This is a genomic window from Arthrobacter castelli DSM 16402, assembly GCF_000430705.1.
In the GTDB taxonomy this organism is placed as follows: Bacteria; Actinomycetota; Actinomycetes; order Actinomycetales; family Micrococcaceae; genus Arthrobacter_C; species Arthrobacter_C castelli.
The window spans coordinates 85236-107626 of the sequence record NZ_AUMN01000001.1 but is presented as its reverse complement, the minus strand read 5'-3'; the positions used below and the strand labels follow the sequence as shown (position 1 = coordinate 107626).

Below are 22391 nucleotides of genomic sequence, written 5' to 3'. Positions count from 1 at the left end.
GACCTTCCCCTGCTGGTGCACGTAGGCTGATCTGCATGAAACTGATACGCAGCGCCACATTGATACTTGCGCTGGCAGCAGCAACCGGTTGCTCCAGCGTGGAAGTGGATGCGCGGCAGGCAGCGATGAATCAGGCACGCGAGCTCTGGAAAACCGAAAGCCCCGAGGATTACCGGTTCACCTGGCAGTTCAGCATCATGGCAGGCCAAACGCGCACAGTGGTAACCGTCCACGATGGTAAGGCGACGATAGGCGAGCCTGCAGGACTGCGCTCCAGAAATGAGTTGTTCCTGACCCGATCCGGGCGTTCAGGAACCATGGAAGACGTATTCAAAATTCTTGAACATGAGCTGGCGGAAGCACATGCCGTCGAGGTCCGCTACAACTCAGAGTTGGGCTATCCCGAATCGGTTTTCGTCAATGATGATCCGAACATGGTGGACGAAGAATCCACATTCAGGATCCTTAAGTTGCAGGAGCTTTAGACCGCCAGCAGCCGTGGCACTGTCCATTTCCATCACGCCAGCGCCGCCAGGAATCGTCCGATGTCGGAACGGACCACGTCCCGTTCGAAGGTCGGCCTGGTCAGATGATGGAAGATGACGCCGTCCAGATAGTCGACCAGCATGGCGGCGGCCCGCTCCGGCTCGGCCATTCCGACGTCGGCGGCGATTCCGGTGCCCCATTGCCTCAAGTTGGCCCGGCTGCGTTCAATGGATTGGGCAATACCGGAATCCGCGCCGGTCATGGCGGCTTCGACAAATATCGCGTAGCGGGCCTGGGTCCGGGTGCGGTCTGCAGCGACTGCCGCTGAAACGAACGCCGTGAGAATATCCGCAAACCCGGATTCGGATTCCACCACGGGACCTGACGACTGCCGCGCCCAATCCTCGTAATCGAGTTCCTCCATCCGACCAACGATGCCGTTCATCAGTGCATGGCGAGAACGGAAATAATTCGAAGTCGAGCCGGACGGCAGACCCGCCTCGCTGTCAACGTTGCGGTGAGTGAGACCTCGTGACCCCGATTTTCCCAGCACGCCGATTGCAGCGTCGAGAATGTGCTGTTTGCGGGTCCCCATGAACACCAGATTACAGCTGCCTCGGTACATACTACAGGTGTAGTATGGATGGAATGGCGCGCACAGCACTGATTATCGGCGCGGGCATCGGCGGCCTGAGCACCGCACAAGCCTTGCAACGACACGGCTGGTCCGTCACTGTGTTGGAGCGGAGCGGGGCCCTGCCGAGGTCGGGCACGATGCTTGGCATGTGGCCCGCCGCACTGAAAGCACTCGACGACATCGGCATTGGGGAAACCCGGCGCCACGGCGAGGGATGGGCCGATATCACCGGGGCCACGGCCACAGCACTATGGACCCCGGCCGGAAGAGCGCTGCTCAGGAGACCGGGCGGCGTCAATCTGAAGATGGTATCCCGGCCGACGCTACTGGCCACTCTCTCGGAGGGAGTGGACATCGCCTTCGGCACGCCTGTCAGTGACCCTGGACAACTCGAGAACGCCGATCTGGTGGTCGGTGCCGACGGAACTTTCAGCACTACCCGGCAACGTATATTCGGCGACCGGTTCCGCGCCCGGCCGCTTGGTGCTGTCGCATGGCGTGGCACCATTGACGGCACTGTCCGTGAGTACGGCGAGACGTGGGCTCCCGGCGCTTTGTTCGGCATCACTCCCGCAGGACCGGAGGCAACGAACTGGTATGCCTCAGTTCGCGCCCCCGGCACCTTCGAAGGACCACACCTGTCGCATTTGAAGGAGCATTTCGGGTCCTGGCACAACGCTATCGGCGAGGTGCTGACCCGGATCGATGAAGACGGCATCCTGCATCATGGGCTGTTCGAGACGCCACGGCTTCCCTCGTTTGTCAACGGAAATACCGCACTGGTGGGCGATGCAGCCCATGCCATGGCCCCGTTCCTCGGCCGTGGCGCGTGCGAAACGCTTGTTGATGGAGCCGCTCTGGGGCATGCAGTAACTAGGCCGACCGGCATCGACGACGGCCTGGCCAACTATGACCACCGACGTCGAACACAGACGCAGCGGCTGGTGCGCGCGTCACGCCAGGTGGGCAAACTCGCCATGCTGGACACCGGAAGCCGGGCCCGCGACGCAGCAATCGGCGCCATCGGCACGGTGATGATGGCCAAGGCTGGATCCCACTAGCCATTCGCAAATGACCGTGGGTCTCGCATCTTTCCTGTCCTCTTCCGCATTTCCGCGGACCGGTGTCTTGTCTCCAATTCCGGGACTTGGTGGCACGTCTCTGCCACCGCAGCACATTGGTGCGGATGGTAGTGAACGCAGTGGCCCGCACAAATGTGCGCACCGGTGCTTGAGCACTTGCCAGGCAGCTTAGGCGTGCTTCGCAATGGCAGAGACGGAGCTTCACAACAAGGTGCCAAGGCTTCGGGGCGTCGCAACAGATGTGCCATATATGGTCCGCCACCGGACAGAGGTCCGGACGGCCTAAACGGACAGGACCAGACCTCGGGATCGTATCGCCCCAGGTCGGGGGCGAGATTTGGCCCGTGTGGGTTGGTATTACGGGACGACGACTCAGGTCGTCGTTAAGGTTTGTGTGCGGTAATGACCAGACTGCCGATGCCTTGTCCGACTGGCTCGCCAGCAAAGCCTCCGAATACGTCATCTACGACTAATCCGGCTTCGCTCAGCATGGTGCGCAGTTGCTCTTCTGAACGGAAGCGGAGGGTGTCACATCCGATATTCTCAGTGCCATCAACTCCGACTTCGTGCGCGCAGAATTCAACCGGGCCGTTCGCCTCGTCAACATGGGTGGTCTGGTACCAGTGCTGGCTTTGCCCTTCGGGAAGTTTGACGATCTTGTGGCTGCGCTCTTTTGTCCATGCTTCCCACCCTCGTGCCATTGGGTCACGGCTGTCGAAGGCAAGTCGGCCGCCCGGGACAAGCTGGCCGGCGATATCGGCGGACGACCGGGCTAACTCTGCGTCGTCGAGAATTTCCTGCGCGACGTTCGCGCTCATAATCGCAGCATCGAACTCATAGTCTGCTGGAATCACTGTCGAGTCACCCACGATCCATTCCACACGTCCGGCCTTCGGCTTTGCCCGAGCCGCTTCTAATCTTGGCCCATCAGGGTCAACACCTGTGACCATGCATCCTGCCAGCGCGACCGCAAGAGTCACGCGTCCTGTACCGCAGCCTAGGTCGAGCACCCTGGCAGCAGTGGCCGATGTAGCGAATTTCAGGAAGAACTCGTCATCAACGCCCCAGGTGTTGACGGCATCGTACAAATCGGAGGAATGAGAGTCAGCCATCGAGCCAGAGTACATGGAGGCCTCGCGCCAATTAGCGTCCTTTCGCGAAGACTCTACGGAGTCCGCCAAGTCCCGGGTGGCTCGATTAGTGCGGCGACTCATCCCAGGTCAGGAAGGCCGCGTTCCATTTCGATAAAGTCGTGAACACCGCCATTGGTCTCCTGAGGAAATTCACGCACTATGGTGAAGCCGGCGGCTTGGTAAGCCTTGATGGCCCGAGTGTTGAAGGCAGCTACGCTGAGCACCGTCCTTAGCGGGTAACCGTGGGCGCCAAGCCACGTAAGCACGGCGTTCAGGAAGGATGGACCTGCGCCCTTTCCTGTGAGGTCGGGGCGTAATCCAAGGTTGATTTCGTAAGCGGCCCCGTCACGAACGGGTTGGGCGGCGAAGAAACCTATCAGAGCGCCGCGAAAACGTACCTGCTGAAAGACTTCAGGCCACAGGTCACAAGTGACAAATTCTTCATAGTCTTCTGGGTCCGCGGTCGCGTCGTAAAAGTCAAAAGGGACCGGGTATTTCCAATTGTCCGCAATCTCATGACTCGCTGCGCGAGTCATCCTCGAAAATTCCAGGTGTGATGCCCAAGCGTCACCTCCGCATCCGAGAGGCCCAGCCGAGTTCGTCATGTCAGCATTGTGGCACGCCAAGCAGGCTGACGGTGCCCGGTGAGGATCGGTTAGTGAGGAACAACTACTATTTGGAATTCGTCCTCATAGAGGATCGTCCCCGGATCATCTGAGGCGACCCGTTCGCATTCCACGCCATACCGATGGAGCAGGGAAAGGTACCCATCGACCTTCGCAAGAAGGTGAGGAGCTGGGGTGGCGACTTTAAACCATGCCTGTGCAGTTGGGTTAACGGTCCGATCATAGATACTGGGATCGCTCGTAGAAGGATCGGGGTAAGCGGTGTTGCACCAGTCGTTGGCGTTCCGCCACCAGGTGAAGTCAGCCTCAGATAATCTTCCATCGTGAGCCAGTCCGTTGGCCAGCCCGAAAATGCCGGGAAACGTACCTCGATGGTTGGCGGATGATGCTTGGTATCTCACAAACTTGGCCTCGCCCGTCACAAGATCATTATGCCACCGAGCTCGTACACGAACAGAACAACCAAACCATTCCTGAGCGTCCGGCGCCGAAGATTCCAACTGGTGCAAACAAACGAACCCTGACAAGGGTACAGCTGGAGTGGCTGTCAGTACAGAACGCGTTGGTAAAGCATGTGGTCTTGCCACTGACCAGCAATTTTCAGATACGAAGGAGCCAGCCCTATTTCGTCGAATCCGGTGTGCTTGAGGACCTTCTGGGATGCAACGTTACCGCAGAGAGTCGCTGCCTGGACCCGATGTAAACCGAGCTCATTTCTCGCAGTTTCGACGACGAACGCTAACGCTGCCGAGCAGACCCCGTGGCCGTTGAATTCCTTATCCACCCAGTAGGCGACATGGCCGTTGAGGAAGGGGCCACGGACAATATCATTGAGCGTGATCGTTCCAACGATGCGCTCCCCTTGCAGAAGGACCCATGGGACCAGGCGACCAGCCTCATACTGGTTCAGTTTTGCATCGACGCTTGCCATCTGGCCCTCGTCCGTGAAGAACTCGTCGGGTCGTACAGGCTCCCAAGGAGCGAGAAAGTCCCGATTCACCTGATAGGCAACTCGTAGCCGACTACCGTCGGACCGTCGAAGCCCCCTGATCTGAATGCCGCCAGTCAACGTCCGAGTATCTACAGCCACCCAGCGACTCTAGCCGATCCAGTAACACTTTCACCCGAATCCGCGAGCGAACCGGTAACGGATCCCCCAACGGGCGCGCTTTGGGCGGTTCACATCGCTGGACTCCGGATACGCCTCAGAGCCCTTGATGCAGGACGGCATCGGCAGTATTGCGGTACTCGCCCTGCCGCTTCCCCTCCGGCGTCACCCAACAATCAGCCGTACCCGATGCTTCGGCCTCATCGCGGACCTGCTCCAACCGGCCCACGGCCACCACCTGCAAATGCTCCACCGTCCGCGAGAGCTCCTCAACCGAGGACGCGAACCGCGCCGCAGCCTCCGCCGTGACCACCGGCGACTGCCCCGACACCGCCCGGCGAGAGAAGTCCCGCAACGCGGCCGTGACCTCAACGACCAAATCAGCCTCAGACCCCGCAGGCACGCCGCCGCCAGCCGCGGGGGACCCCGGCGTCGAAACCACTGCTGCAACTGGCCTGTGTTCCATACCACCAACACTAGAACCGGGCACTGACAAAATAGGAACAGATGCGCGACTGTAGGTAACGGAATGATAACGAATGTGCGGTTCCGGGCGTCGAAGGGCTGGCGCTTCCGCCGCACATACTGAGTGGCCGGACAGTCCCCAATCACAACGATTCCAGTTTCAGCGGCATTGTCCATGGCCGCAGCTAAACCTGTGGATAGCCAGCGCTGTGGTCCCGCGGCACGCAGGTTGGAAGTCCTTATCCAATCCTTAAGGTGCAGTCAGTCCCGCCGGCTGTAGCGGCGGATTCCCGTCGTCCAGAGCAGGATGGCAGCAACGATTCCCACGGCGAGGAAGAGCCAGTCGACAAAAGTCTTGTCCGGTTGCTGAACCATGCCGAACAGCACGCCGGTGACGAAACCCGCCGCGACCAGCGGCCAATAGCGCCAGAGGCGGCCTCTGCTTCCCTGCGGCGACTGAGGGTCGTTGGATGTGCTCACCGGTCCAGCGTATCTTTTAGTCCAGCAACGCGAGCACGTTCAGTTGACCGGACCGTCCCTGCGTGCGATTCTTTATAGAACGAACGGTCAGTAATGGCAGGCCGCGGTGCCCCGCGTCCCGCCCGCACGGATACGGAGAGCGCATGCCTGAGGCATTTCTGGTGGGAGGGGTTCGTACCCCGGTTGGTCGATATGGGGGAGCGCTGTCCAGCGTCCGGCCCGATGATATGGCCGCCTTGGTGCTGAGAGAAGCGGTGACTCGCTCCGGCGTCGATCCGGAGACGGTCGAAGAAGTCATTATGGGCAACGCCAATCAGGCCGGTGAAGACAATCGCAACGTCGCCAGGATGGCAAGCTTGCTGGCTGAGTTCCCCGACGCGGTGCCTGGTATTACGGTGAACCGGCTGTGCGCCTCCGGGCTTTCCGCCATCATCATGGCTTCCCACATGGTCAAGGCGGGCGCGGCCGACGTCGTCGTGGCAGGCGGTGTTGAATCCATGAGCCGCGCGCCGTGGGTGCTGGCCAAGCCGGAGAAGCCCTTCGCCCGTCCCGGCGAAATCGTTGACACATCCATCGGCTGGCGTTTCACCAACCCGGAGTTCAAGAAGCAGGACAAGACCACCTTCTCCATGCCCGAGACGGCCGAAGAAGTCGCCGAGGTCGACAACATCACCCGCGACGACGCTGATGCCTTCGCGCTGCGTTCCCACCAGCGTGCTGTCGACGCAATCGATTCCGGCCGGTTGGCCCCGGAGATTGTCGGTGTGGAAACCAAGAAGGGCACCGTCGATGTCGACGAAGGCCCCCGCCGCGACACGTCAATGGAGACGCTGGGCAAGCTCCGTTCGGTGGTCAAACCCGAAGGGATTGTCACGGCCGGCAACGCGAGCTCACTTAACGACGGCGCCTCGGCCATTATCATCGCCAGCGAAGCCGCCGTGGAGAAGCTTGGCCTGAAGGCGCGCGGGCGGATTGTCGACGGCGCCTCGGCCGGTGTGGCCCCGGAGGTCATGGGGCTGGGTCCGGTTCCGGCCACCGAAAAGGTGCTGGAGCGGAACAAGATGAGCGTCGACGACCTCGGCGCCGTCGAACTCAATGAAGCCTTTGCCACCCAGTCGCTCGGGGTGATGCGCCGACTGGGACTGGATGAGGAGATCGTCAACCGCGACGGCGGCGCCATCGCCACCGGCCACCCGCTGGGTTCTTCCGGATCGCGCATCGCGATCACCCTGCTGGGCAGGATGGAACGCGAGGACGCCAAGGTCGGGCTGGCCACCTTGTGCGTCGGCGTCGGACAGGGTGTTTCGATGCTGGTGGAGCGCGTCTAGTGCCACAGCCGGACAACGCCCTCGAAACCTCGGCATTCATCGCCCTGCTGGTCACCGAGACGGAAGACCGGATGCATGTCCAGTTGAACCGTCCCGACGTGCGCAACGCCATCGACCAGCAGATGATCAATGAACTGCACGCCGTCTGTGCTCATCTGGAGGACAATCCGCGCACCCTGATCCTTTCCGGGGCCAACGGGGTCTTCGCCTCCGGCGCGGACATCGCCCAACTGCGGGAACGACGGCGGGATGATGCCTTGGCGGGCATCAATTCCACGCTCTTTGACCGCATCTCAAAACTGCCGATGCCGGTTGTCGCCGCCCTGGACGGCTACGCCCTGGGCGGGGGAGCGGAGTTGGCCTACGCCGCGGACTTCCGCATCGCCACGCCGTCCGTGAAGATCGGCAATCCCGAGACCGGGCTCGGCATTCTGGCCGCCGCCGGAGCGTCGTGGCGGCTCAAGGAGCTGGTGGGCGAGCCGGTGGCCAAGGAAATCCTGCTGGCCGGGCGCGTCCTCACCGCCGACGAAGCGCTGGCACTGCACCTCGTGACCGAAGTCCATGAACCGGGTGATCTCGCGGACGCCGCGAACGCCCTGGCGGACAGGATCGGCAAACAGGACCCGCTGGCCACCCGGATCACCAAGTCTGTGTTCACGGCCCCGGCCGAGTCGCACCCGGTGATCGACCAGCTGGCCCAAGCCGTGCTTTTCGAGTCCGAAGCCAAGTTCGACCGGATGGGCAAGTTCCTGGACAGGAAGAAGAACAAATGATCAACTCACTCCCAGCCAAGGTCGGCGTCCTCGGTGGTGGCCGAATGGGTGCCGGCATCGCCCACGCCTTCTGCACCTCCGGCGCCACCGTCGTCGTCGTTGAACAAGATGAGGCAGCCGCAGCCGCCGCGCGGGAACGCCTGGACGGGTCGCTGGCCAAGAGCGTGGAAAAAGGCACGACGGCGGAATCGCTTGACGATCTGAAGGTGCGGTTGTCCGTCAGTACCGATTACGCGTCCTTCGTCTCCGCGGACCTCGTGGTGGAAGCTGTTCCCGAGGATTTCGACCTCAAGACCGAAGCGTTGACCAAGGTCGAGCAGATGCTCGGTTCCGATGCGTACTTGGCCACTAATACATCGTCGTTGTCGGTGAACCGGTTGGCCGGAGAATTGTCCCGGCCTGAGCGTTTCTGCGGCTTGCATTTCTTCAACCCGGTTCCGGCATCGCTGCTTGTTGAAGTTGTGCTCGGGGAGAGGACGTCGCGGGACCTGGCCGGTGCTGCCAGCCGGTGGGTCGAGGCGCTGAACAAGACGCCCGTCGTCGTCAATGATGCCCCCGGATTCGCCTCATCCCGGCTGGGAGTTGCCATCGCGCTGGAGGCCATGCGGATGGTGGAGTCGGGTGTGGCCACGGCGGAGGATATCGACGCAGCGATGACGCTGGGCTACAAGCACCCGGTCGGTCCGCTGAAGACCACCGACATTGTGGGTCTCGACGTCCGGCTGGGCATCGCCGAGTACCTGCACTCAACCCTCGGGGACCGGTTTGCTCCGCCGCAGATCCTGCGGGACAAGGTGGCCGCCGGACACCTGGGACGGAAGATGGGACAGGGCTTCTTCACCTGGGATAGCTGAGCTCTACTTAGCTTGGCGGCGTTGAAGCCTCGTTGCCGAGGGCGAGTAGCGCCCGCTTCATGGAACCGCCGAGCCCCCGCCTTTCTGCCAGTTTGTCGACGTCGGCGCGCTGGCTGGGCGGCAGCGGCTTGAGCCGGGCATCGAACTTACCTACATCGAGGTTCCGCACCACGCCGACGACTGTCGGCGCAACGGCTAAGTATTCTTCGGCCGCCGCAATCCTGGCGCGGACGGAATTGGATAATCCGGTCTTGGAGAGCGACGATGACGGTTCGCCGGCAGCGGCGATGATCCTGTCCAGGCTGCCGTGCTCGGACAACAGCCCCGCAGCCGTTTTGTCGCCGACTCCGGCGACGCCGGGAAGCCCGTCGGAGTTGTCGCCGCGCAGCACTGCGAAATCCGCGTACTGGCCGGCGCTCACGCCATACTTCGAGCGCACAACGTCGTCGGTGAGGACCTCGAGTTTGTTCATCCCGCGAGCGGTGTAGATGACGCGGACACCAGCGTCGTCGTCGACCAGCTGGAACAAATCCCGGTCGCCGGTGACGACGTCGACGGGCAGCTGCGACTGGCTCGCCAGGGTGCCGATAACGTCGTCGGCCTCGTGTTCAGTCGCGCCAATGACCGTGATGCCCAGCGTCTCCAGCATCTCGCGGATCAGCGGAATCTGCTCCACCAGCTCCTCAGGCGTCTCTTCGACATCCACCCCGCCCGGCACGAGTTCCCTGACCCGGTGCTCTTTGTAGCTGGGAATCAGGTCAACCCGCCACCGCGGGCGCCAGTCGTCATCCCAGCACGCGACCAGATGCGTCGGTTCGAAATCGGCGACCAGCTTGGCGATGATGTCCAGCAGGCCCCGTGCAGCATTGACCGGAGTCCCATCGGGTGCCCGGACCTTGGTAGGCACACCGTAGAACGCGCGGAAGTACAGGGACGCAGTATCGAGGAGCATTAAGCGTTCGGCCATGTCTTGATGATGGCATGGATGACCGACAATTTCGCGCCGGCATGCTTGACTGTGCCATGGACAGAATCGTGACCTGGGACGGTATCTACAACGCAAGGGACCTGGGCGGGCTGCGGACGGCGGCGGGTACGACGGCGTTTGGAGCCTTCTACCGGACGGCCCGTCTGGAGTGCCTGACTGACGGCGGCTGGCAGCAGATGTACGACGCCGGTGTGCGTACCATCGTCGACTTGCGCAATGAAGAGGAGAGGGCACGCCGGGATGGGGATCCGCGGATCGATGTTGGCGCGTTGCCCACGGTGACCGTGGTGAGCTGCCCGACCGAGGACCAATCCGATCCGGAATTTATGGAGATCTGCGGCCCATACCTGGATTCGCCCGAGTACTACCGGGAAAACCTGCGCCGCTGGCCGGAGAAGTTCGCGGCGGTCTTCCGGGCACTGTCCGCCGCCGTCGATGGGGGTATCGTGGTGCACTGCGCGGGCGGGCGCGACCGGACCGGATTGATCACTACGATGCTGCTATTGCTGGCCGGCGTCGAGCATGCTGACATCGCCGCCGACTACGAGCTTAGCTGCCGGGCGGTCAACGAGTACTTCAAGACGTTGTCGGCGCCTCAAGCCCGGGAAACACCGCGCACGGAAGCGGAGCTGAGGGTTGTGCTGGACCACCGGACCGCCGCTTTGCGGGAGCTGGTGGAGGGGTTCGACGTCGAACATTACCTGTTGGATGCCGGGCTCACCTCAGCAGAGCTCGACAAAGTAAAGAACCGTCTCCTGACGTTGCCGGAATGGCATCATAGGGACATGTCGTTCGATGTCGAGTTTCCGCAACAGTTGACTGGTCCAGGCGTGACGCTCCGCGCGCTCGCGGCCAGCGACTGGGAACTCGAATATGCCCTCAGCAGGGTGTCCGATGTGCCGCAATGGACGTATTACCCGGTGGACATGGACGAGGAAACAGCCCGGCACCGGGTCGAGCGGACTAAGCACCGGCATGAGCAGCGGATCGCTGCCAGATACGCCGTGATGCACGACGGCGTGACGCTGGGAACGGCGGGCATGGGATTGGCCGGCGGCGACGAGCCTGAAGTGTTCTACGTGCTGCTTCGCGAAGGCCGCGGCCGAGGTCTGGCCACGGGCGCTGCGCGACTGCTGTCCGATTGGATGCTCGATCATGGCTGCCAACGCGTTGCCTTGGAAACGATCGTCGGGAACATTCCGAGTGAACGTGTCGCCCAGGGCGCGGGCTTCGTGCATGAGTCGACTCATGCCGGTGACCAGCGGGGCGAACCGGTGCAGTTGAAGCGCTGGATCCGACACCGGTCGGCACCATGATTCAGGACGAGCTCGTAGCGTTTATTCGCCGGGCTTTGGCCGGTCGAGGATGAGATTGGTGATCCGCAGCGTGCACAACCGGCGGTCTTCTTCGTCGTAGATGACCACCTCATGCGACGTCGTCGTACGCCCCAAATGTATAGCGGTGGCGACGCCGGTGACCATGCCGGAACGGGCTGAACGGTGGTGGGTGGCCGAGACATCGACCCCGACGGCGGAGCGGTTCGACCCGGCATGGATGACGGCGGCCCAGGACCCGATGGCTTCGCCGAATGACAGCGATGCGCCGCCGTGCAGTAGTCCGAAGGATTGGCGGTTACCTTCGACTGGCATGGTGGCGACCACCCGCTCGGCCGACTCCTCGAGGACTTTGACGCCCATCTTCTCGTCCAGTTCGCCCAGCACGATTTTCCAGGGCGCTGCGGCCGGGGCTGCTTGTTCTTCGGCTTCGTCAGTCATAAGTCCTTCATTTCCAGCGCCGGTCTGCGACCGGCGGGTTGGCGGGATGGCGGTTTAAGCTAGGGTGGTCATATTACCGAACGAGCGGTCAGTTTACCTCCGACCGACCCCGTTGCCCTGTGTATGCCACCTTGTTGGAAGGACCGTCGGCGATGACAACAACAGCCCCAGAGACCACGGAAACGGCAGTGGACCCCGTCCCGAGCTTTGTCGAAGACGCTTGGTGGACCCCGGAGCCGGAGGCGGCCGCCGCCGGAGCTGACGTCCGTGACGCCAGCACCGGAGACTTGCTGGCCAAGGTCAGCACCGACGGGCTCGACCTGGAAGCGGCCGTGCATTATGGCCGCACGGTGGGGCAGGCGTCGCTGGGGGAGCTGACCTTTCACCAGCGGGCGCTGAAGCTGAAGGCCCTGGCACAGTACCTCAATGACCAGCGCGACTACTTCTACGGGATCTCAGCCCAGACCGGTGCCACCCGAAAGGATTCGCTGGTCGATATCGACGGCGGTATCGGCGTGCTCTTCACCTTCGGCTCCAAGGGCCGCCGCGAACTGCCGAACTCCCAGGTGGTGATCGACGGCCCCGCCGAGCCGCTGTCCAAGGACGGATCGTTCCTTGGCGAACACATCTACACCCGGATCCCCGGTGTCGCAGTGCAGATTAATGCGTTCAATTTCGCGGTATGGGGCATGCTGGAGAAACTCGCTCCCGCCTTCCTGGCCGGAGTGCCGACCATCGTGAAACCGGCGACGCCGACCGGCTACCTGACTGCCGCCGTCGTCAAGTCCATTATCGAATCCAACCTGCTGCCTGCCGGGTCGCTGCAGCTGATTTCCGGCAGCGCACGGACCATGCTCGATCACCTGGATTACCGTGACATGGTGTCCTTCACCGGTTCGGCCGCCACCGCGAACCACCTCAAGAGCCACGACAACGTGGTCTACGGGGGTGTCAGGTTCACCGCGGAGACCGACTCACTGAACGCTGCCATCCTCGGCCCTGACGCGGTTCCGGGCACCGAAGAATTCAGCGCTTTCATCAAGTCAGTGGTGACCGAGATGACGGTCAAGGCTGGACAGAAGTGCACCAGTATCCGCCGGACCATCGTGCCACGCAACTTGATTCCCGACGTCGTCAACGCCGTCCGCGAGCGGGTCGAAGAGCGGGTGATCCTGGGCGACCCGCGAGCCGAAGGCGTCACCATGGGCGCGCTGGCCTCGCTCGATCAGCTGGCCGAGGTGCGCAAGAGCGTGGAGATGCTGATGACCGCCGGCGGCCGCATCGAGATGGGCAGCATGGACGCGCCCCAGGTGATGCACGCTGACGGATCGGTGTCCGCTTCACGTGAGGGAGCCTTCTTCGGTCCGATGCTGCTGACCTTCGACGACGCCGAGACACCCGCGGTGCACGATATTGAGGCCTTTGGGCCGGTCGCCTCGGTGATCGGCTACGACGACCTCGACGAAGCCGTCCGTCTTGCTGCGATGGGCAGCGGATCGTTGGTGGCAACGGTTGCCACCAACGACGGCGAAACGGCGCGCAAGCTGGTGACCGGCATCGCCGCGTACCACGGCCGGGTGCTGACCCTGAACCGGGAGGACGCCAAGACCTCCACCGGCCATGGCTCGCCGGTGCCGCACCTGGTCCACGGCGGACCGGGCCGCGCCGGCGGCGGCGAGGAACTGGGAGGCATCCGTTCGGTCTATCACCACATGCAGCGCACGGCCCTGCAGGGGTCGCCGAACATGCTGACCGCCGTGACCCAGGTCTGGCATCAGGGCGCGGATCGGAACATCGACGACACGCACCCGTTCCAGAAGAACCTGGCGACGCTGAAGCTGGGGGACACCGTTGCCTCTGAGCTGCGGCAGGTGACCGGTGACGACATTGCCGCATTCGCCAACACCACCGGCGATACGTTCTACGCGCACACCAATGAGCAAGCCGCCGCGGCCAACCCGTTCTTCCCCGGAATCGTGGCCCACGGCTATCTGTTGCTGTCCTGGGCGGCGGGGCTGTTCGTCTCGCCCGAGCCCGGACCGGTGCTGGCCAACTATGGTTTGGAGAATCTCCGTTTCATCACGCCGGTTGCCGCGGATGATTCATTCCGCGTGACCCTGACGGCCAAGCAGATCACCCCGCGCGAAGACGATGAGTACGGTGAAGTCCGTTGGGACGCGGTGCTGCACAATCAGCACGACGAGATCGTCGCGACCTACGATGTGCTGACCCTGGTGGAGAAGTAGGCCAGGCAGCGCTGGAACGGGCCAAGCTGCGGTACAGCGGGGAACGTTTCGATGTCGCGGCCTATGCGCGGTTGGTGACGGATCCGGCGCCGGACATGGAACTGGTGCCGGTGCGGGAGTTCCAAGCGCGGTAGCCCAACACGGCGGCGATGATGACGCCGGCGTGCAGCACGGCCATCGCCACGTGCGCAGCTACGGAAACGTTCAATGGATCGATGGTGTTCAGTCCCAGCACGGCGGGGAGCAGGTACCACGCGCTGTCCAGCACCAGCAGCCACCAGCTCTCCACCAGGCCAAACGCGAGCCCCAGCAGTGCCACGAACAGCATGCCGCGCATGAACTGTCCCAGAACCGCCAAGGCCGCTTGGCCTGCGGACAGTTCAGCCAAGGCGCCCTGGGGCGCGAGGGAGACAACTGAGAAGAGCGCGGGGACGACGAGAATGACAGCGGCGATGAGGTAATGCTTCCCGGTCGCGTGCCGGACGGGTAACGCGCCTGCAGTATGCTCAGTTCCGGCGCGGTGCCAGATCCACCATCCGAGCAGCGGCACCAGCAATGTGAGGAATGCGAGGGGCGACAGCCCGAATGCAGCCATGCCTGGCCCGGCGACAAGGAACGGCACCATGGTGACCAGCACCGATAGACCCGCGGCCAGCCAGGCCCACGTCGACCTCCGGGCGGCCAGGGCAGCGAAGACGATCAGCAGTGCAACAGACAGCACCGGCAGCCACGTGGATGCCAGGTCGACCAGCTGTGTTCCGCCGTCGTTCCCCAAGCCATTCACCGATCCCCCTTTGGGTCATGCCGCAGTCGTTTGCAGTCTAGTGCGGCGCCGCTGGCACCAGCCAGAGCGCGTGCCGGATTGAGACCGTGATGTTATGACCATAGGGTGAATCCAGCGAGATAGGAGAGAAATGGCGAGCAACTGGGAGGAACTGGACGACCGGCTGCGGCCTGCTGTGCGGCGAAGCGTCGAAGAGTACGAGCGGGTCCGTCCGCTGCTGGAATCCGTCACGGCCGAAGTGGAGTCGACCATCCGGGCGGTATTTGACGGCGCAGAGGTGCAACCACTGTTCATCACCAGCCGGACTAAAACCGTGGAGTCGTTCCGGGAGAAAGCTTCGCGGATGCTCGCTCCGGTTGACGACGATAGTGCGCCGGCGCTGGAATTTCCCGATCCGCTAAAGAACCTGAATGACGTGGTCGGTGTCCGCGTCATCACAACGCTGTCGACGGAGAACAGCACGGCCGCGTCCTTGATTAAACGCCGACGCAGTACCTTCGACTGCCGTGGCGACAGGGAAAAGGACATTGGAAGCATCGAGTCGGGAACCTACGGGTATTCCAGCCGGCACCTGATACTGCGGACCATCCAGAACGACGTCGTCAGGGCCTATCAGCGAACCCTGGACCCGGAGGCTAACCCCAACGGCAGCTACTTCTTCGAGTGCCAGATCAGGACTGTCTTCGCCCACGCCTGGTCCGAAATTGAGCATGACATCCGGTTCAAGGCCGAAGACCCTCGCGCCTGGAGCCCGTACTTCGACCGGCAATTCACGGCTACCGCAGCGATGCTGGAGACGGTTGAATCCACGTTCTCCGAGCTGAACGACCGCTACGAAACGGTCAAGGGCTATTGGGATGAGGATGGCGAGGGTGCCGTGCCGCTCACCCCCGACCGGATCAAGGAAGTGTGGCAGATGCTGCTGCCGCATGTCGACCGCAAGGCCGACGACGATTGGGGCTGGGCGGCGGAGTTGCTGGCCTCCCATGGACTCGACCGGACAGTTCAGCTGGTGGATTTGCTGCAGTCCGACACCATTAGCGCTGTTCGCAAGTCGCTCCAGCACCGCTATTCGCCAGGACCGGACCGTCTCCTCGACGACGTGCTGCTGTGGCGTTTCGGCAACGCACACATCGACAAGACGGCCGAAACAGCTAAGGCGGAATCAGCTCCGCGTCGCGACAGCCTCCGTCGCAGGCTGGGCCAGATGGAACGGTACCGGCAGCGTGCCGAGCAGGAGGGGTAGGGGTGCCGGCCAGCGTGGCCGGCGGCTCGTTGTACGCGACTGGACGCCACGATCGCGGGTGGCGTCCCGCGCCGTCGCACTCGTATCAGTGTTCGATCGCTATCAATAGTCCTCTGCGGTGAGCGCTTCAAGAGGTGCCAGGGAGACGATGTCCTCCGCTTTGGCGGCGAAGGCACGGTCAATGGTGACGAGAGCGTCGGCCTGGAGTTTGGTGACGGCCAGATACTCCGCGTCGAACGTCGTGTCCCAACCTTGCTCGAGGGCGATCTTCCACGCGGTGCCCCGGGACACCCGGTCACCGAGCAGTCGCATCTTCAGTTCGGTGAGTCGCTCATGATGTTGAAGCGCCAGGTTCTCGGCAAGGTCTCCTCGCTGCACGTCCTCAAGCAGCAGGCTGAGCGCCTGGGAGCGAATGAGATTCGGAGCGACGAGCTGATGGGCCGAACTGACTCGGATCTCCTTGGCGACTATGTGCAACAGGGTGGGGGCGTCGATGACGTAGCGTGTCATGTTCACAGCCTATGACGCCGTTCGGCCAGTAGCCCATACCTCGGGAGCCCGTACATCGGGCAGGCGCCGGCCCGCAATACTGAGCTTGATCTAGCCGATCCGGGCGGCCGCCGGCAGGTGCAGGCCGTCGAAGACCATGGTGATGACGTCGTCGGCCAGCTTCTCCGGGCTCAGCGGCCCGCCGGGCTTGTACCACTCGACAATCGAGTTGATGGTCCCAAACAGCAACCGCGTCGTTGTCCGGGGATCGATGTCGCTGCGGACTGATCCCTCGGTCCGGGCCGCGTCGACCAGGCCGGCGATGGTGTGGTCGAAAGCCCGCCGGCGTTCCATCGCTTCCCGCTCGACCTCCGTGTTGCCGCGCAACCGCAGCAGCAAGGTGACGAAGGGCAGCCGCCCGGTCAACACTGCCACCGTCCGGCGCAGCACAAATTCCAGCCGTGCATCAGCGCGTCCGCTCAGGGCATCGGGTTCGGCGAGGATGTCCTCCAGCCCGCTCAATGCGTGATCCAGAGCGAGCCTCAGCAGGTCCCCCTTGGACGGGACATGGTGGTAGATGGCGGACTTGCTGATGCCCAGGTTGTCGGCGAGCACACCCATCGACGTTGCCTCGTAGCCGTGCCGGTTGAACACGTCGACGGCGATGCGCAGCACGGTGGCCTGGTCGTAGCCGGGACGGCCGCGGCGGGGTGTTGTATTGTTTTGGGACATAGGGGCAAGTGTGCCATCCACCGGCATCAACCCTGCTCTTTGTCGCGCAGGTCGTAAATCCGGCGCAGCTTGCCGCTGGAGCGGGCGAGGGTTCCGGGTTCGGCCACTTCGATGCGGGCGCTGGAGCCGATGTGGATCTTGATCTGCTCGCCCAGTTCCCTGCCCGCATTAGCGCACGCATCCGCAGGGAACTCCTCGCGGCGTTCGATCTTCACTGTCAGCTCGTCCATCCGGTCGGGGCGGGAGATCTCGAGCTGGAAGTGCGGACTGAGTTCGGGAATCTTCAGCGCGATCTCCTCGACCTGGGTGGGGAAGAGGTTCACCCCACGCAGGATGATCATGTCGTCGCTGCGTCCGGTGATCCGTCCCATCCGCCGCATGCCCTCACGTGCCGTGCCGGGCAGCAGCCGGGTCAGGTCGTGGGTGCGGTAGCGGATGACGGGAAGTGCCTGCTTGGTCAGTGAGGTGAAGACCAGTTCACCGTGTTCGCCGTCGGGCAGCACCTTGTCGCTGAAGGGGTCGATGATTTCGGGGCGGAAATGGTCTTCCCAGATATGCGAACCGTCTTTGGTTTCGCAGGATTCGCCGGCGACCCCGGGACCCATGACCTCGCTGAGACCGTAGATGTCGCAGGCGTTGACATTCATCTTGGTTTCGAGCTCATGGCGCATCTCGGCGGTCCATGGTTCGGCACCGAGCACCGCGGTCTTCAACGATGTCTTCGTCGGGTCGATGCCGGCGGCCACCATCGCGTCGTGGATGGTCAGCAGGTAGGTGGGCGTGCACATGATCGTCTCGGGGCCGAAGTCCTGGATCAGCTGGATCTGCCGTTCCGTCTGGCCGCCGGAGATCGGGACCACCGTGCAGCCCAGCCTTTCCGCGCCGGCATGGGCACCCTGCCCGCCGGTGAACAGTCCGTAACCGTAGGCGTTGTGCACGATGGTGCCGGGCTTCACGCCCGAAAGCCGCATGCTGCGGGCAACCATCTTGGCCCACTCGTCCAGATCCCGTTCGGTGTAGCCGACGACGGTTGCCTTGCCGGTGGTACCCGACGACGCGTGGATCCGGCTGACCTGCTCCATTGGCACGGCGAACATGCCGAAGGGGTAGGTCTGGCGGAGGTCTTCCTTGGTGGTGTAGGGGAACTTGGCCAGATCGGCCAGTTCCTTCAGGTCCGAGGGGTGGACACCGGCGTCGTCGAACTTTTTGGTGTACATCGGCACCCGGTCGTAGGCGTACTGCACCGTGTCCTTCAGCCGCTGCAGCTGGAGAGCCTCGATCTCATCGCGGCTCATCGTCTCTTCGGGGTCGAGCCCGGCGGTGCCGGTGGCGGGAACTGTCTGTGTCACGTCGAACTCCTGGTGTTACTTGGCAGCTGGGTTGGGAACGGTCCGGCTGCGGCCGCGGAACTCGGCAACCACGACGCCGTCGGCCTTGATGTGGATGTCATAGATGCCGCTGCGGCCGGACTGGTGGCGCTGATGCGCTTCGGCCGTGATTAATTGCCCGGGCTTGGCGGGCCGGAGGAAATTGATGTCGACGCCGGAGGCCACGGTGATGCTTGAGGGGTCCAGCAACTGGCCGTCGTCGTCGACATGATTGCAGGCCAGCGCGAAGGCGCTGTCGGCAAAGGCGAACAGCATTCCCCCATGGGCAATACCGAATCCATTGAGCATCTCCTCGCGCAGCGTCATCTGGATCGTGGCGTGTCCTGCCGACAACTCGATGACCTCGTACCCCATCCAATCCGAGGCAGGGTCGTTGGCCAGAATTGGATGTTTTGGCACGGTCACTGGCGCAGCCTCTGTACCGGGCATGTGGTACCCCTCACTCGATTTACTGAATGGTCATTAGGTAATCCTGTTAGGGGTGTCGCTGTCAAGCCGTGCAGCAGATGTCACCGCTGGCGGATGCACTACGTAAAGGCCAGCCAGCCTGCGGAGAAGAGGACGGCGCCGGCGGGCAGCGCCCAGTTGATGATCAGCGTGACCAGTTGGCCGCGGAGCGTCGCCGCGTGGTTCGAGCCGACTGGCTTGACGACCGGGTCCTGTTCGTTTCCCCTGAGTTGGCCGAGGATCGAACCGGCGAGAAGCATTGAAAAACCGATCAACATGGTAGCGACTGCCGGCAGGGTGATCGACGGGACGTTCGTACCCTGCTCCAACAGCGTCAGCGCAAGGACAATACCGGTGAACGGCAGGAGGACGACGACGGCGAGCAGCGGTTGCCGCGCCAGCTTGTCCAGGTGCACCCCGGCCAGGATGAGGCAGCCCGCCGTCATGATGGCCAGCAGCAGGAAATAAGCACTCAGGTTCACCACCGCACCGTCCGTCAGCGAGAACAGTCCGGGCAATAACACCAGAAGGCCAAGAACTTGAAGGGTCACCGGAACGAGGCCCACCAACTTCTGCCGGGTACTCCAAGGTCTGCGACGCGGCAGCGGCAACGTTGCAGCGTAGACGACGGGATCGCCGAACGCTTGGGCCGGCGACTCTCCGCTATCGGCACAGTACGATTCGACGTGGGCCACAGCATCGCCGGTATCCCTGCCGCTGACATTGCGCTGGCGCAGTTTGAGGGCCAGATCATCCAGCCATTTTCTGCTTGACTTCGTGCCGGCCATTATCGGACCTCCGATCACGTAACGAGGAAGTACTGGAAGAGGGCGGTCCCGGCCGCGGCGAGCACCAGCAACCAATGCGGCAGTATCTGCAATATCCGGCTCCAGCGATGATTCTTGGCGGTCGTCGTACTGGTGTCGGTCGGTCGTATGATCGGGTCCCTGTCCTCATTTCGGTCCCTTAGGTGTCCCCACAGGGCGGCGGCAACAAGGACGACGGCGGCCGCAATGACGACTGGCAACGCCGGAAGGACCAGCGCCGGGCTGCCCGCCGCCGTCGTACCACTGATGGCGAAGCCGACCCCACACAATGGGCCCGCGACAGCGAAGGCAATCAGCACCCACTTGTTCCTGACCAAAATGCCCAGGTTGGCAATGGCGGCAATGATGATGGCAGCCAGCAGCAGGATGAACCCGATCTGCCATATGTTGATCGTGACAGGGCCACCACGATAGGCGGCACGAATAGCCGGCAGGAATACGAATAGCCCGATCACGCCTGCCAGTGAAGGAAGCGCATACCGGAGTCGGCGATGGAGATCCCCCTCAGACTCCTCCGGCCTCAGCTCGAGCCGCTGCGCGTACTCAACAGGATCGCCAAAGGCTTCGACCGGCGTCTCACCACTATCGGCGCAGTAGGACTCGACATGCGCGAGTGCGTCTCCAACGTCCTGCCCGCTGACGTTGTGCAGCCGGAGTTCGAGAGCGAAGTTGTCCAGCCATTTCTTGTCGGTCCTGGTCTCGGTCATGACTATGCCCTTCCACTGAGTTGTGAGCCGGTGCCGGTTAGATGATTCACGGTATGCATAGCGAACCGTTCCCATTGCTGCGTCCGGCGGTCCAGTTCCTGCTGCCCGGATGTGGTCAAGGAGAAATACTTCCGGCCCGGCCCCGCTTCACCGGCCCGCCATTCGGTTTCCAGCCACCCTGAATTCTCCAAACGGGTCAAGAGCGGATACAGCGTGCCGCCCTTGACGGTGCCGAATCCGGCTGTTTCGAGGGTGGTGGCAATCGCATACCCATAGGTGGGCCCGCTTTCCAGCGACTTGAGGACGCAGAGCCCGAGGATGGCACGCATCCATTCATTGGGCCACGTCTCTTGTTCCATGGCTAGACAGTACCTCTATGTAGTTAGACTGTCTACCTAGTCGTGCGTAACGGGAAATTACTGGCCGCGCGAGGAATCATCCGAGAATTGAGGCGGTTCCTCGTTATTCTTCAGCTTCGCCAGCTGGCTCTCGACGTCGGGGGAAGTCTCCAGTTCCTCGAATGCCGCATCGAACCGGGCGGATCCGGAGGTGTGGGCCGATCCGGCAGGACCGGAAATCTCATCCCGGGCAGCTGCCGTGTGGTGGCGGTGCTTGTCCTCGCGTTGGGCCGTATGGGCGGCATCTGCGGCTTCGAACGCCGCCTGGTCCGATGCCGTGACCGCCTGCTGCATGGAGCTCGTTGCTTCAGTGACACCGTGGCGTGCGTGGAGGTGGTGGTAGTGCAGCTGCTGGTCCGCCACCCGCGAAGCAATGCGGTCCAACTGGTCCTGCAGCTGGCCCAACTGGTTCGCAGCATCGCTGCGCTGGGACGTCAAGTGATCCAATCGTTTCCGGGCGGCGAGACTGTCCCGCAGGGCCCGCCGGGCGGCGTCGTCATCACCGGCCGCCACCGACCGTTCCGCCTGGCGCTTCAGATCCTCAACTTCCGACGTCGCTTGCTGGCACAGCACCTCAAGCTTGCGGTGCGTGGCGGCCAGATCGGCGGTGCTCCGACGGGCCTTCTCGTAGGCCTCGAGCTGGCGGTAGTGGGCGTCTTCCACGGTTTGCATGCCCGAGGGCTGATCCGGGGCGCGTTTGACCCGTATCAGGCGACTGATGCGGCTGCGGATCGACATTGGCTCCTTCCCTAAGCCGTGGTCCGGTTCCTCGGGGCGGAGGTATATGAAGTGCTCCACGCCTGCAGCCCGGCCAGTTCAAGCTTCAAATGCTCACCGGCTTGCCGGGCGGCGCCGGTGCCGACATCGTCGGACAGTTGCAGCAGTGTGTGTCGCAACTGTGCCGACAGGTTGGTCAGTTTGTCCGCTTGGCGGCGGAACCGGGCGGCGTGGGACATCCTCGTTTGCCGGTTGGTTTCTTCTTCGGCGATTCGGATACTTTCCTGTAACGAGCGATGAGCCCGTTCCAAGTCGGCGGCCACTGCGGGCAGGTCGCCGAGGGGGTGCCCTGCGGAACGGGCGGCGGCCAGCGATCGCCCGGTGGCTTCCGTGGAGCGATGCAGCTCAAGGCGCAGCTTGGCCAATTGCCGGACGCTACTGTCGCCCGAAAGAGCGCGCATTCTCATGAGCCCGGCTTCTTTCATCCGGCCCACTATGCCTGAACGACGCACTTTCCTGACCACGAACCAGGTGGACAGGGCGAAGACCAGCGTGGAGGTCAACAAAACGATTCCTCCAACGAGGAGGAGTTGCGTCAGGAATTCCGTCATGGCCGTGCCACCCTCTGTCGGACGTATAAGGGACTATACCTCCAGTGTGCACCCGAATGGACAG

Annotated in this window: 27 protein-coding genes; 8 read left to right on the top strand and 19 right to left on the bottom strand. The window is 62.9% G+C overall.

From position 1 onward, the window contains the following. The first annotated feature begins 35 nt into the window (after nucleotides 1-35). On the top strand, nucleotides 36-485 hold the full coding sequence (locus tag H535_RS0100585) for a DUF6174 domain-containing protein (RefSeq protein ID WP_026817996.1): 450 nt from the start codon (nucleotides 36-38) through the stop codon (nucleotides 483-485). Nucleotides 486-517: 32 nt separating this feature from the next. Here H535_RS0100585 and H535_RS0100580 read toward each other — a convergent pair whose 3' ends face one another. Further along, nucleotides 518-1081 carry a TetR/AcrR family transcriptional regulator gene (locus H535_RS0100580; RefSeq protein WP_026817995.1) on the bottom strand — a complete coding sequence of 188 codons (564 nt, stop codon included), beginning with the start codon at nucleotides 1079-1081 and terminating at the stop codon, nucleotides 518-520. A gap of 53 nt (nucleotides 1082-1134) precedes the next feature. Here H535_RS0100580 and H535_RS0100575 point away from each other — a divergent pair, with 53 nt between their 5' ends. Further along, the gene (locus tag H535_RS0100575) at nucleotides 1135-2184 is read left to right on the top strand and encodes an FAD-dependent oxidoreductase (protein WP_026817994.1); all 1050 of its coding nucleotides are present in this window, start codon (nucleotides 1135-1137) and stop codon (nucleotides 2182-2184) included. Between the two features lie 404 nt (nucleotides 2185-2588). Here the strand turns inward: H535_RS0100575 and H535_RS0100570 are convergent, their stop codons facing one another. The 6 genes from H535_RS0100570 to H535_RS0100550 form a co-directional block, all read right to left on the bottom strand. Continuing rightward, nucleotides 2589-3317 carry a class I SAM-dependent methyltransferase gene (locus H535_RS0100570; protein ID WP_026817993.1) on the bottom strand — a complete coding sequence of 243 codons (729 nt, stop codon included), beginning with the start codon at nucleotides 3315-3317 and terminating at the stop codon, nucleotides 2589-2591. Nucleotides 3318-3415: 98 nt separating this feature from the next. Then, complete coding sequence (locus H535_RS0100565; protein ID WP_035767886.1) at nucleotides 3416-3874, bottom strand: GNAT family N-acetyltransferase; 459 nt, start codon at nucleotides 3872-3874, stop codon at nucleotides 3416-3418. A 119-nt stretch (nucleotides 3875-3993) separates the two neighbouring features. Then, nucleotides 3994-4386 (bottom strand): hypothetical protein, encoded by a 393-nt coding sequence (locus tag H535_RS28165; RefSeq protein ID WP_081416345.1) that lies wholly within the window; start codon nucleotides 4384-4386, stop codon nucleotides 3994-3996. A gap of 125 nt (nucleotides 4387-4511) precedes the next feature. Continuing rightward, on the bottom strand, nucleotides 4512-5054 hold the full coding sequence (locus H535_RS0100560) for a GNAT family N-acetyltransferase (RefSeq protein ID WP_026817991.1): 543 nt from the start codon (nucleotides 5052-5054) through the stop codon (nucleotides 4512-4514). 115 nt (nucleotides 5055-5169) lie between these two features. Beyond that, complete coding sequence (locus tag H535_RS0100555; protein ID WP_155838451.1) at nucleotides 5170-5538, bottom strand: hypothetical protein; 369 nt, start codon at nucleotides 5536-5538, stop codon at nucleotides 5170-5172. Nucleotides 5539-5798: 260 nt separating this feature from the next. Then, complete coding sequence (locus tag H535_RS0100550; RefSeq protein ID WP_026817989.1) at nucleotides 5799-6017, bottom strand: hypothetical protein; 219 nt, start codon at nucleotides 6015-6017, stop codon at nucleotides 5799-5801. 143 nt (nucleotides 6018-6160) lie between these two features. On the opposite strand from H535_RS0100550, the gene H535_RS0100545 reads away from it, so the two are divergent. The 3 genes from H535_RS0100545 (at nucleotide 6161) to H535_RS0100535 (ending at nucleotide 8972) form a co-directional block, all read left to right on the top strand. Then, nucleotides 6161-7345: a thiolase family protein gene (locus H535_RS0100545; protein WP_026817988.1), complete on the top strand. Its 1185-nt coding sequence runs from the start codon at nucleotides 6161-6163 to the stop codon at nucleotides 7343-7345. A gap of 71 nt (nucleotides 7346-7416) precedes the next feature. Next, entirely contained in the window at nucleotides 7417-8118 is a 702-nt protein-coding gene (locus tag H535_RS0100540; RefSeq protein WP_051298375.1) for an enoyl-CoA hydratase/isomerase family protein, read from the top strand. Then, nucleotides 8115-8972 carry a 3-hydroxyacyl-CoA dehydrogenase family protein gene (locus H535_RS0100535; protein ID WP_026817986.1) on the top strand — a complete coding sequence of 286 codons (858 nt, stop codon included), beginning with the start codon at nucleotides 8115-8117 and terminating at the stop codon, nucleotides 8970-8972. Before H535_RS0100540 ends, H535_RS0100535 begins: the two co-directional genes overlap by 4 nt. A gap of 7 nt (nucleotides 8973-8979) precedes the next feature. Here H535_RS0100535 and H535_RS0100530 read toward each other — a convergent pair whose 3' ends face one another. Next, the gene (locus tag H535_RS0100530; RefSeq protein WP_026817985.1) at nucleotides 8980-9939 is read right to left on the bottom strand and encodes a 5'-3' exonuclease; all 960 of its coding nucleotides are present in this window, start codon (nucleotides 9937-9939) and stop codon (nucleotides 8980-8982) included. A gap of 56 nt (nucleotides 9940-9995) precedes the next feature. Here H535_RS0100530 and H535_RS27485 point away from each other — a divergent pair, with 56 nt between their 5' ends. Beyond that, nucleotides 9996-11276 carry a GNAT family N-acetyltransferase gene (locus tag H535_RS27485; RefSeq protein WP_162144840.1) on the top strand — a complete coding sequence of 427 codons (1281 nt, stop codon included), beginning with the start codon at nucleotides 9996-9998 and terminating at the stop codon, nucleotides 11274-11276. Nucleotides 11277-11297: 21 nt separating this feature from the next. Here the strand turns inward: H535_RS27485 and H535_RS0100520 are convergent, their stop codons facing one another. Continuing rightward, nucleotides 11298-11735, bottom strand: coding sequence for a hotdog fold thioesterase (locus H535_RS0100520; RefSeq protein ID WP_026817984.1), 438 nt, complete (start codon nucleotides 11733-11735; stop codon nucleotides 11298-11300). A 152-nt stretch (nucleotides 11736-11887) separates the two neighbouring features. Between H535_RS0100520 and paaZ the strand changes: the two genes are divergently transcribed. Further along, the gene (paaZ, locus tag H535_RS0100515) at nucleotides 11888-13981 is read left to right on the top strand and encodes a phenylacetic acid degradation bifunctional protein PaaZ (protein WP_026817983.1); all 2094 of its coding nucleotides are present in this window, start codon (nucleotides 11888-11890) and stop codon (nucleotides 13979-13981) included. Between the two features lie 61 nt (nucleotides 13982-14042). On the opposite strand, the gene H535_RS0100510 is transcribed toward paaZ, so the two are convergent. Next, entirely contained in the window at nucleotides 14043-14765 is a 723-nt protein-coding gene (locus H535_RS0100510; protein WP_026817982.1) for a nicotinamide mononucleotide transporter, read from the bottom strand. 130 nt (nucleotides 14766-14895) lie between these two features. On the opposite strand from H535_RS0100510, the gene H535_RS0100505 reads away from it, so the two are divergent. Continuing rightward, nucleotides 14896-16011, top strand: a complete 1116-nt coding sequence (locus H535_RS0100505) for a GTP pyrophosphokinase (protein WP_026817981.1) — start codon at nucleotides 14896-14898, stop codon at nucleotides 16009-16011. Nucleotides 16012-16113: 102 nt separating this feature from the next. Here H535_RS0100505 and H535_RS0100500 read toward each other — a convergent pair whose 3' ends face one another. The 9 genes from H535_RS0100500 to H535_RS0100460 all read right to left on the bottom strand — a co-directional run bounded on the left by H535_RS0100500 (nucleotide 16114) and on the right by H535_RS0100460 (nucleotide 22327). Beyond that, nucleotides 16114-16521 (bottom strand): type II toxin-antitoxin system VapC family toxin, encoded by a 408-nt coding sequence (locus H535_RS0100500; protein WP_026817980.1) that lies wholly within the window; start codon nucleotides 16519-16521, stop codon nucleotides 16114-16116. Nucleotides 16522-16611: 90 nt separating this feature from the next. Further along, on the bottom strand, nucleotides 16612-17232 hold the full coding sequence (locus H535_RS0100495) for a TetR/AcrR family transcriptional regulator (protein ID WP_026817979.1): 621 nt from the start codon (nucleotides 17230-17232) through the stop codon (nucleotides 16612-16614). Nucleotides 17233-17258: 26 nt separating this feature from the next. Continuing rightward, the gene (gene paaK, locus H535_RS0100490) at nucleotides 17259-18527 is read right to left on the bottom strand and encodes a phenylacetate--CoA ligase PaaK (protein WP_081416387.1); all 1269 of its coding nucleotides are present in this window, start codon (nucleotides 18525-18527) and stop codon (nucleotides 17259-17261) included. Nucleotides 18528-18596: 69 nt separating this feature from the next. Further along, the gene (paaI, locus tag H535_RS0100485; RefSeq protein ID WP_245580129.1) at nucleotides 18597-18974 is read right to left on the bottom strand and encodes a hydroxyphenylacetyl-CoA thioesterase PaaI; all 378 of its coding nucleotides are present in this window, start codon (nucleotides 18972-18974) and stop codon (nucleotides 18597-18599) included. A gap of 173 nt (nucleotides 18975-19147) precedes the next feature. After that, entirely contained in the window at nucleotides 19148-19855 is a 708-nt protein-coding gene (locus tag H535_RS0100480) for a hypothetical protein (RefSeq protein WP_026817976.1), read from the bottom strand. Between the two features lie 14 nt (nucleotides 19856-19869). Next, entirely contained in the window at nucleotides 19870-20601 is a 732-nt protein-coding gene (locus H535_RS0100475; protein WP_026817975.1) for a hypothetical protein, read from the bottom strand. A gap of 2 nt (nucleotides 20602-20603) precedes the next feature. Next, nucleotides 20604-20960: a PadR family transcriptional regulator gene (locus H535_RS0100470; RefSeq protein WP_026817974.1), complete on the bottom strand. Its 357-nt coding sequence runs from the start codon at nucleotides 20958-20960 to the stop codon at nucleotides 20604-20606. A gap of 57 nt (nucleotides 20961-21017) precedes the next feature. Then, entirely contained in the window at nucleotides 21018-21737 is a 720-nt protein-coding gene (locus H535_RS0100465) for a PspA/IM30 family protein (protein ID WP_026817973.1), read from the bottom strand. A gap of 11 nt (nucleotides 21738-21748) precedes the next feature. Then, entirely contained in the window at nucleotides 21749-22327 is a 579-nt protein-coding gene (locus H535_RS0100460) for a hypothetical protein (RefSeq protein WP_026817972.1), read from the bottom strand. Nucleotides 22328-22391 lie beyond the last annotated feature (64 nt).

What these genes read in the sequence shown, in the direction of transcription:
- H535_RS0100585 (WP_026817996.1), top strand. Translation starts at nt 36, where the DNA reads ATGAAACTGATACGCAGCGCCACATTGATACTTGCGCTGGCAGCAGCA.
- H535_RS0100580 (WP_026817995.1), bottom strand. Translation starts at nt 1,081, where the DNA reads ATGGGGACCCGCAAACAGCACATTCTCGACGCTGCAATCGGCGTGCTG.
- H535_RS0100575 (WP_026817994.1), top strand. Translation starts at nt 1,135, where the DNA reads ATGGCGCGCACAGCACTGATTATCGGCGCGGGCATCGGCGGCCTGAGC.
- H535_RS0100570 (WP_026817993.1), bottom strand. Translation starts at nt 3,317, where the DNA reads ATGGCTGACTCTCATTCCTCCGATTTGTACGATGCCGTCAACACCTGG.
- H535_RS0100565 (WP_035767886.1), bottom strand. Translation starts at nt 3,874, where the DNA reads ATGACTCGCGCAGCGAGTCATGAGATTGCGGACAATTGGAAATACCCG.
- H535_RS0100555 (WP_155838451.1), bottom strand. Translation starts at nt 5,538, where the DNA reads ATGGAACACAGGCCAGTTGCAGCAGTGGTTTCGACGCCGGGGTCCCCC.
- H535_RS0100545 (WP_026817988.1), top strand. Translation starts at nt 6,161, where the DNA reads ATGCCTGAGGCATTTCTGGTGGGAGGGGTTCGTACCCCGGTTGGTCGA.
- H535_RS0100540 (WP_051298375.1), top strand. Translation starts at nt 7,417, where the DNA reads ATGCATGTCCAGTTGAACCGTCCCGACGTGCGCAACGCCATCGACCAG.
- H535_RS0100535 (WP_026817986.1), top strand. Translation starts at nt 8,115, where the DNA reads ATGATCAACTCACTCCCAGCCAAGGTCGGCGTCCTCGGTGGTGGCCGA.
- H535_RS0100530 (WP_026817985.1), bottom strand. Translation starts at nt 9,939, where the DNA reads ATGGCCGAACGCTTAATGCTCCTCGATACTGCGTCCCTGTACTTCCGC.
- H535_RS27485 (WP_162144840.1), top strand. Translation starts at nt 9,996, where the DNA reads ATGGACAGAATCGTGACCTGGGACGGTATCTACAACGCAAGGGACCTG.
- H535_RS0100520 (WP_026817984.1), bottom strand. Translation starts at nt 11,735, where the DNA reads ATGACTGACGAAGCCGAAGAACAAGCAGCCCCGGCCGCAGCGCCCTGG.
- paaZ (WP_026817983.1), top strand. Translation starts at nt 11,888, where the DNA reads ATGACAACAACAGCCCCAGAGACCACGGAAACGGCAGTGGACCCCGTC.
- H535_RS0100505 (WP_026817981.1), top strand. Translation starts at nt 14,896, where the DNA reads ATGGCGAGCAACTGGGAGGAACTGGACGACCGGCTGCGGCCTGCTGTG.
- H535_RS0100500 (WP_026817980.1), bottom strand. Translation starts at nt 16,521, where the DNA reads ATGACACGCTACGTCATCGACGCCCCCACCCTGTTGCACATAGTCGCC.
- H535_RS0100495 (WP_026817979.1), bottom strand. Translation starts at nt 17,232, where the DNA reads ATGTCCCAAAACAATACAACACCCCGCCGCGGCCGTCCCGGCTACGAC.
- paaK (WP_081416387.1), bottom strand. Translation starts at nt 18,527, where the DNA reads ATGAGCCGCGATGAGATCGAGGCTCTCCAGCTGCAGCGGCTGAAGGAC.
- paaI (WP_245580129.1), bottom strand. Translation starts at nt 18,974, where the DNA reads ATGGGGTACGAGGTCATCGAGTTGTCGGCAGGACACGCCACGATCCAG.
- H535_RS0100480 (WP_026817976.1), bottom strand. Translation starts at nt 19,855, where the DNA reads ATGGCCGGCACGAAGTCAAGCAGAAAATGGCTGGATGATCTGGCCCTC.
- H535_RS0100475 (WP_026817975.1), bottom strand. Translation starts at nt 20,601, where the DNA reads ATGACCGAGACCAGGACCGACAAGAAATGGCTGGACAACTTCGCTCTC.
- H535_RS0100470 (WP_026817974.1), bottom strand. Translation starts at nt 20,960, where the DNA reads ATGGAACAAGAGACGTGGCCCAATGAATGGATGCGTGCCATCCTCGGG.
- H535_RS0100465 (WP_026817973.1), bottom strand. Translation starts at nt 21,737, where the DNA reads ATGTCGATCCGCAGCCGCATCAGTCGCCTGATACGGGTCAAACGCGCC.
- H535_RS0100460 (WP_026817972.1), bottom strand. Translation starts at nt 22,327, where the DNA reads ATGACGGAATTCCTGACGCAACTCCTCCTCGTTGGAGGAATCGTTTTG.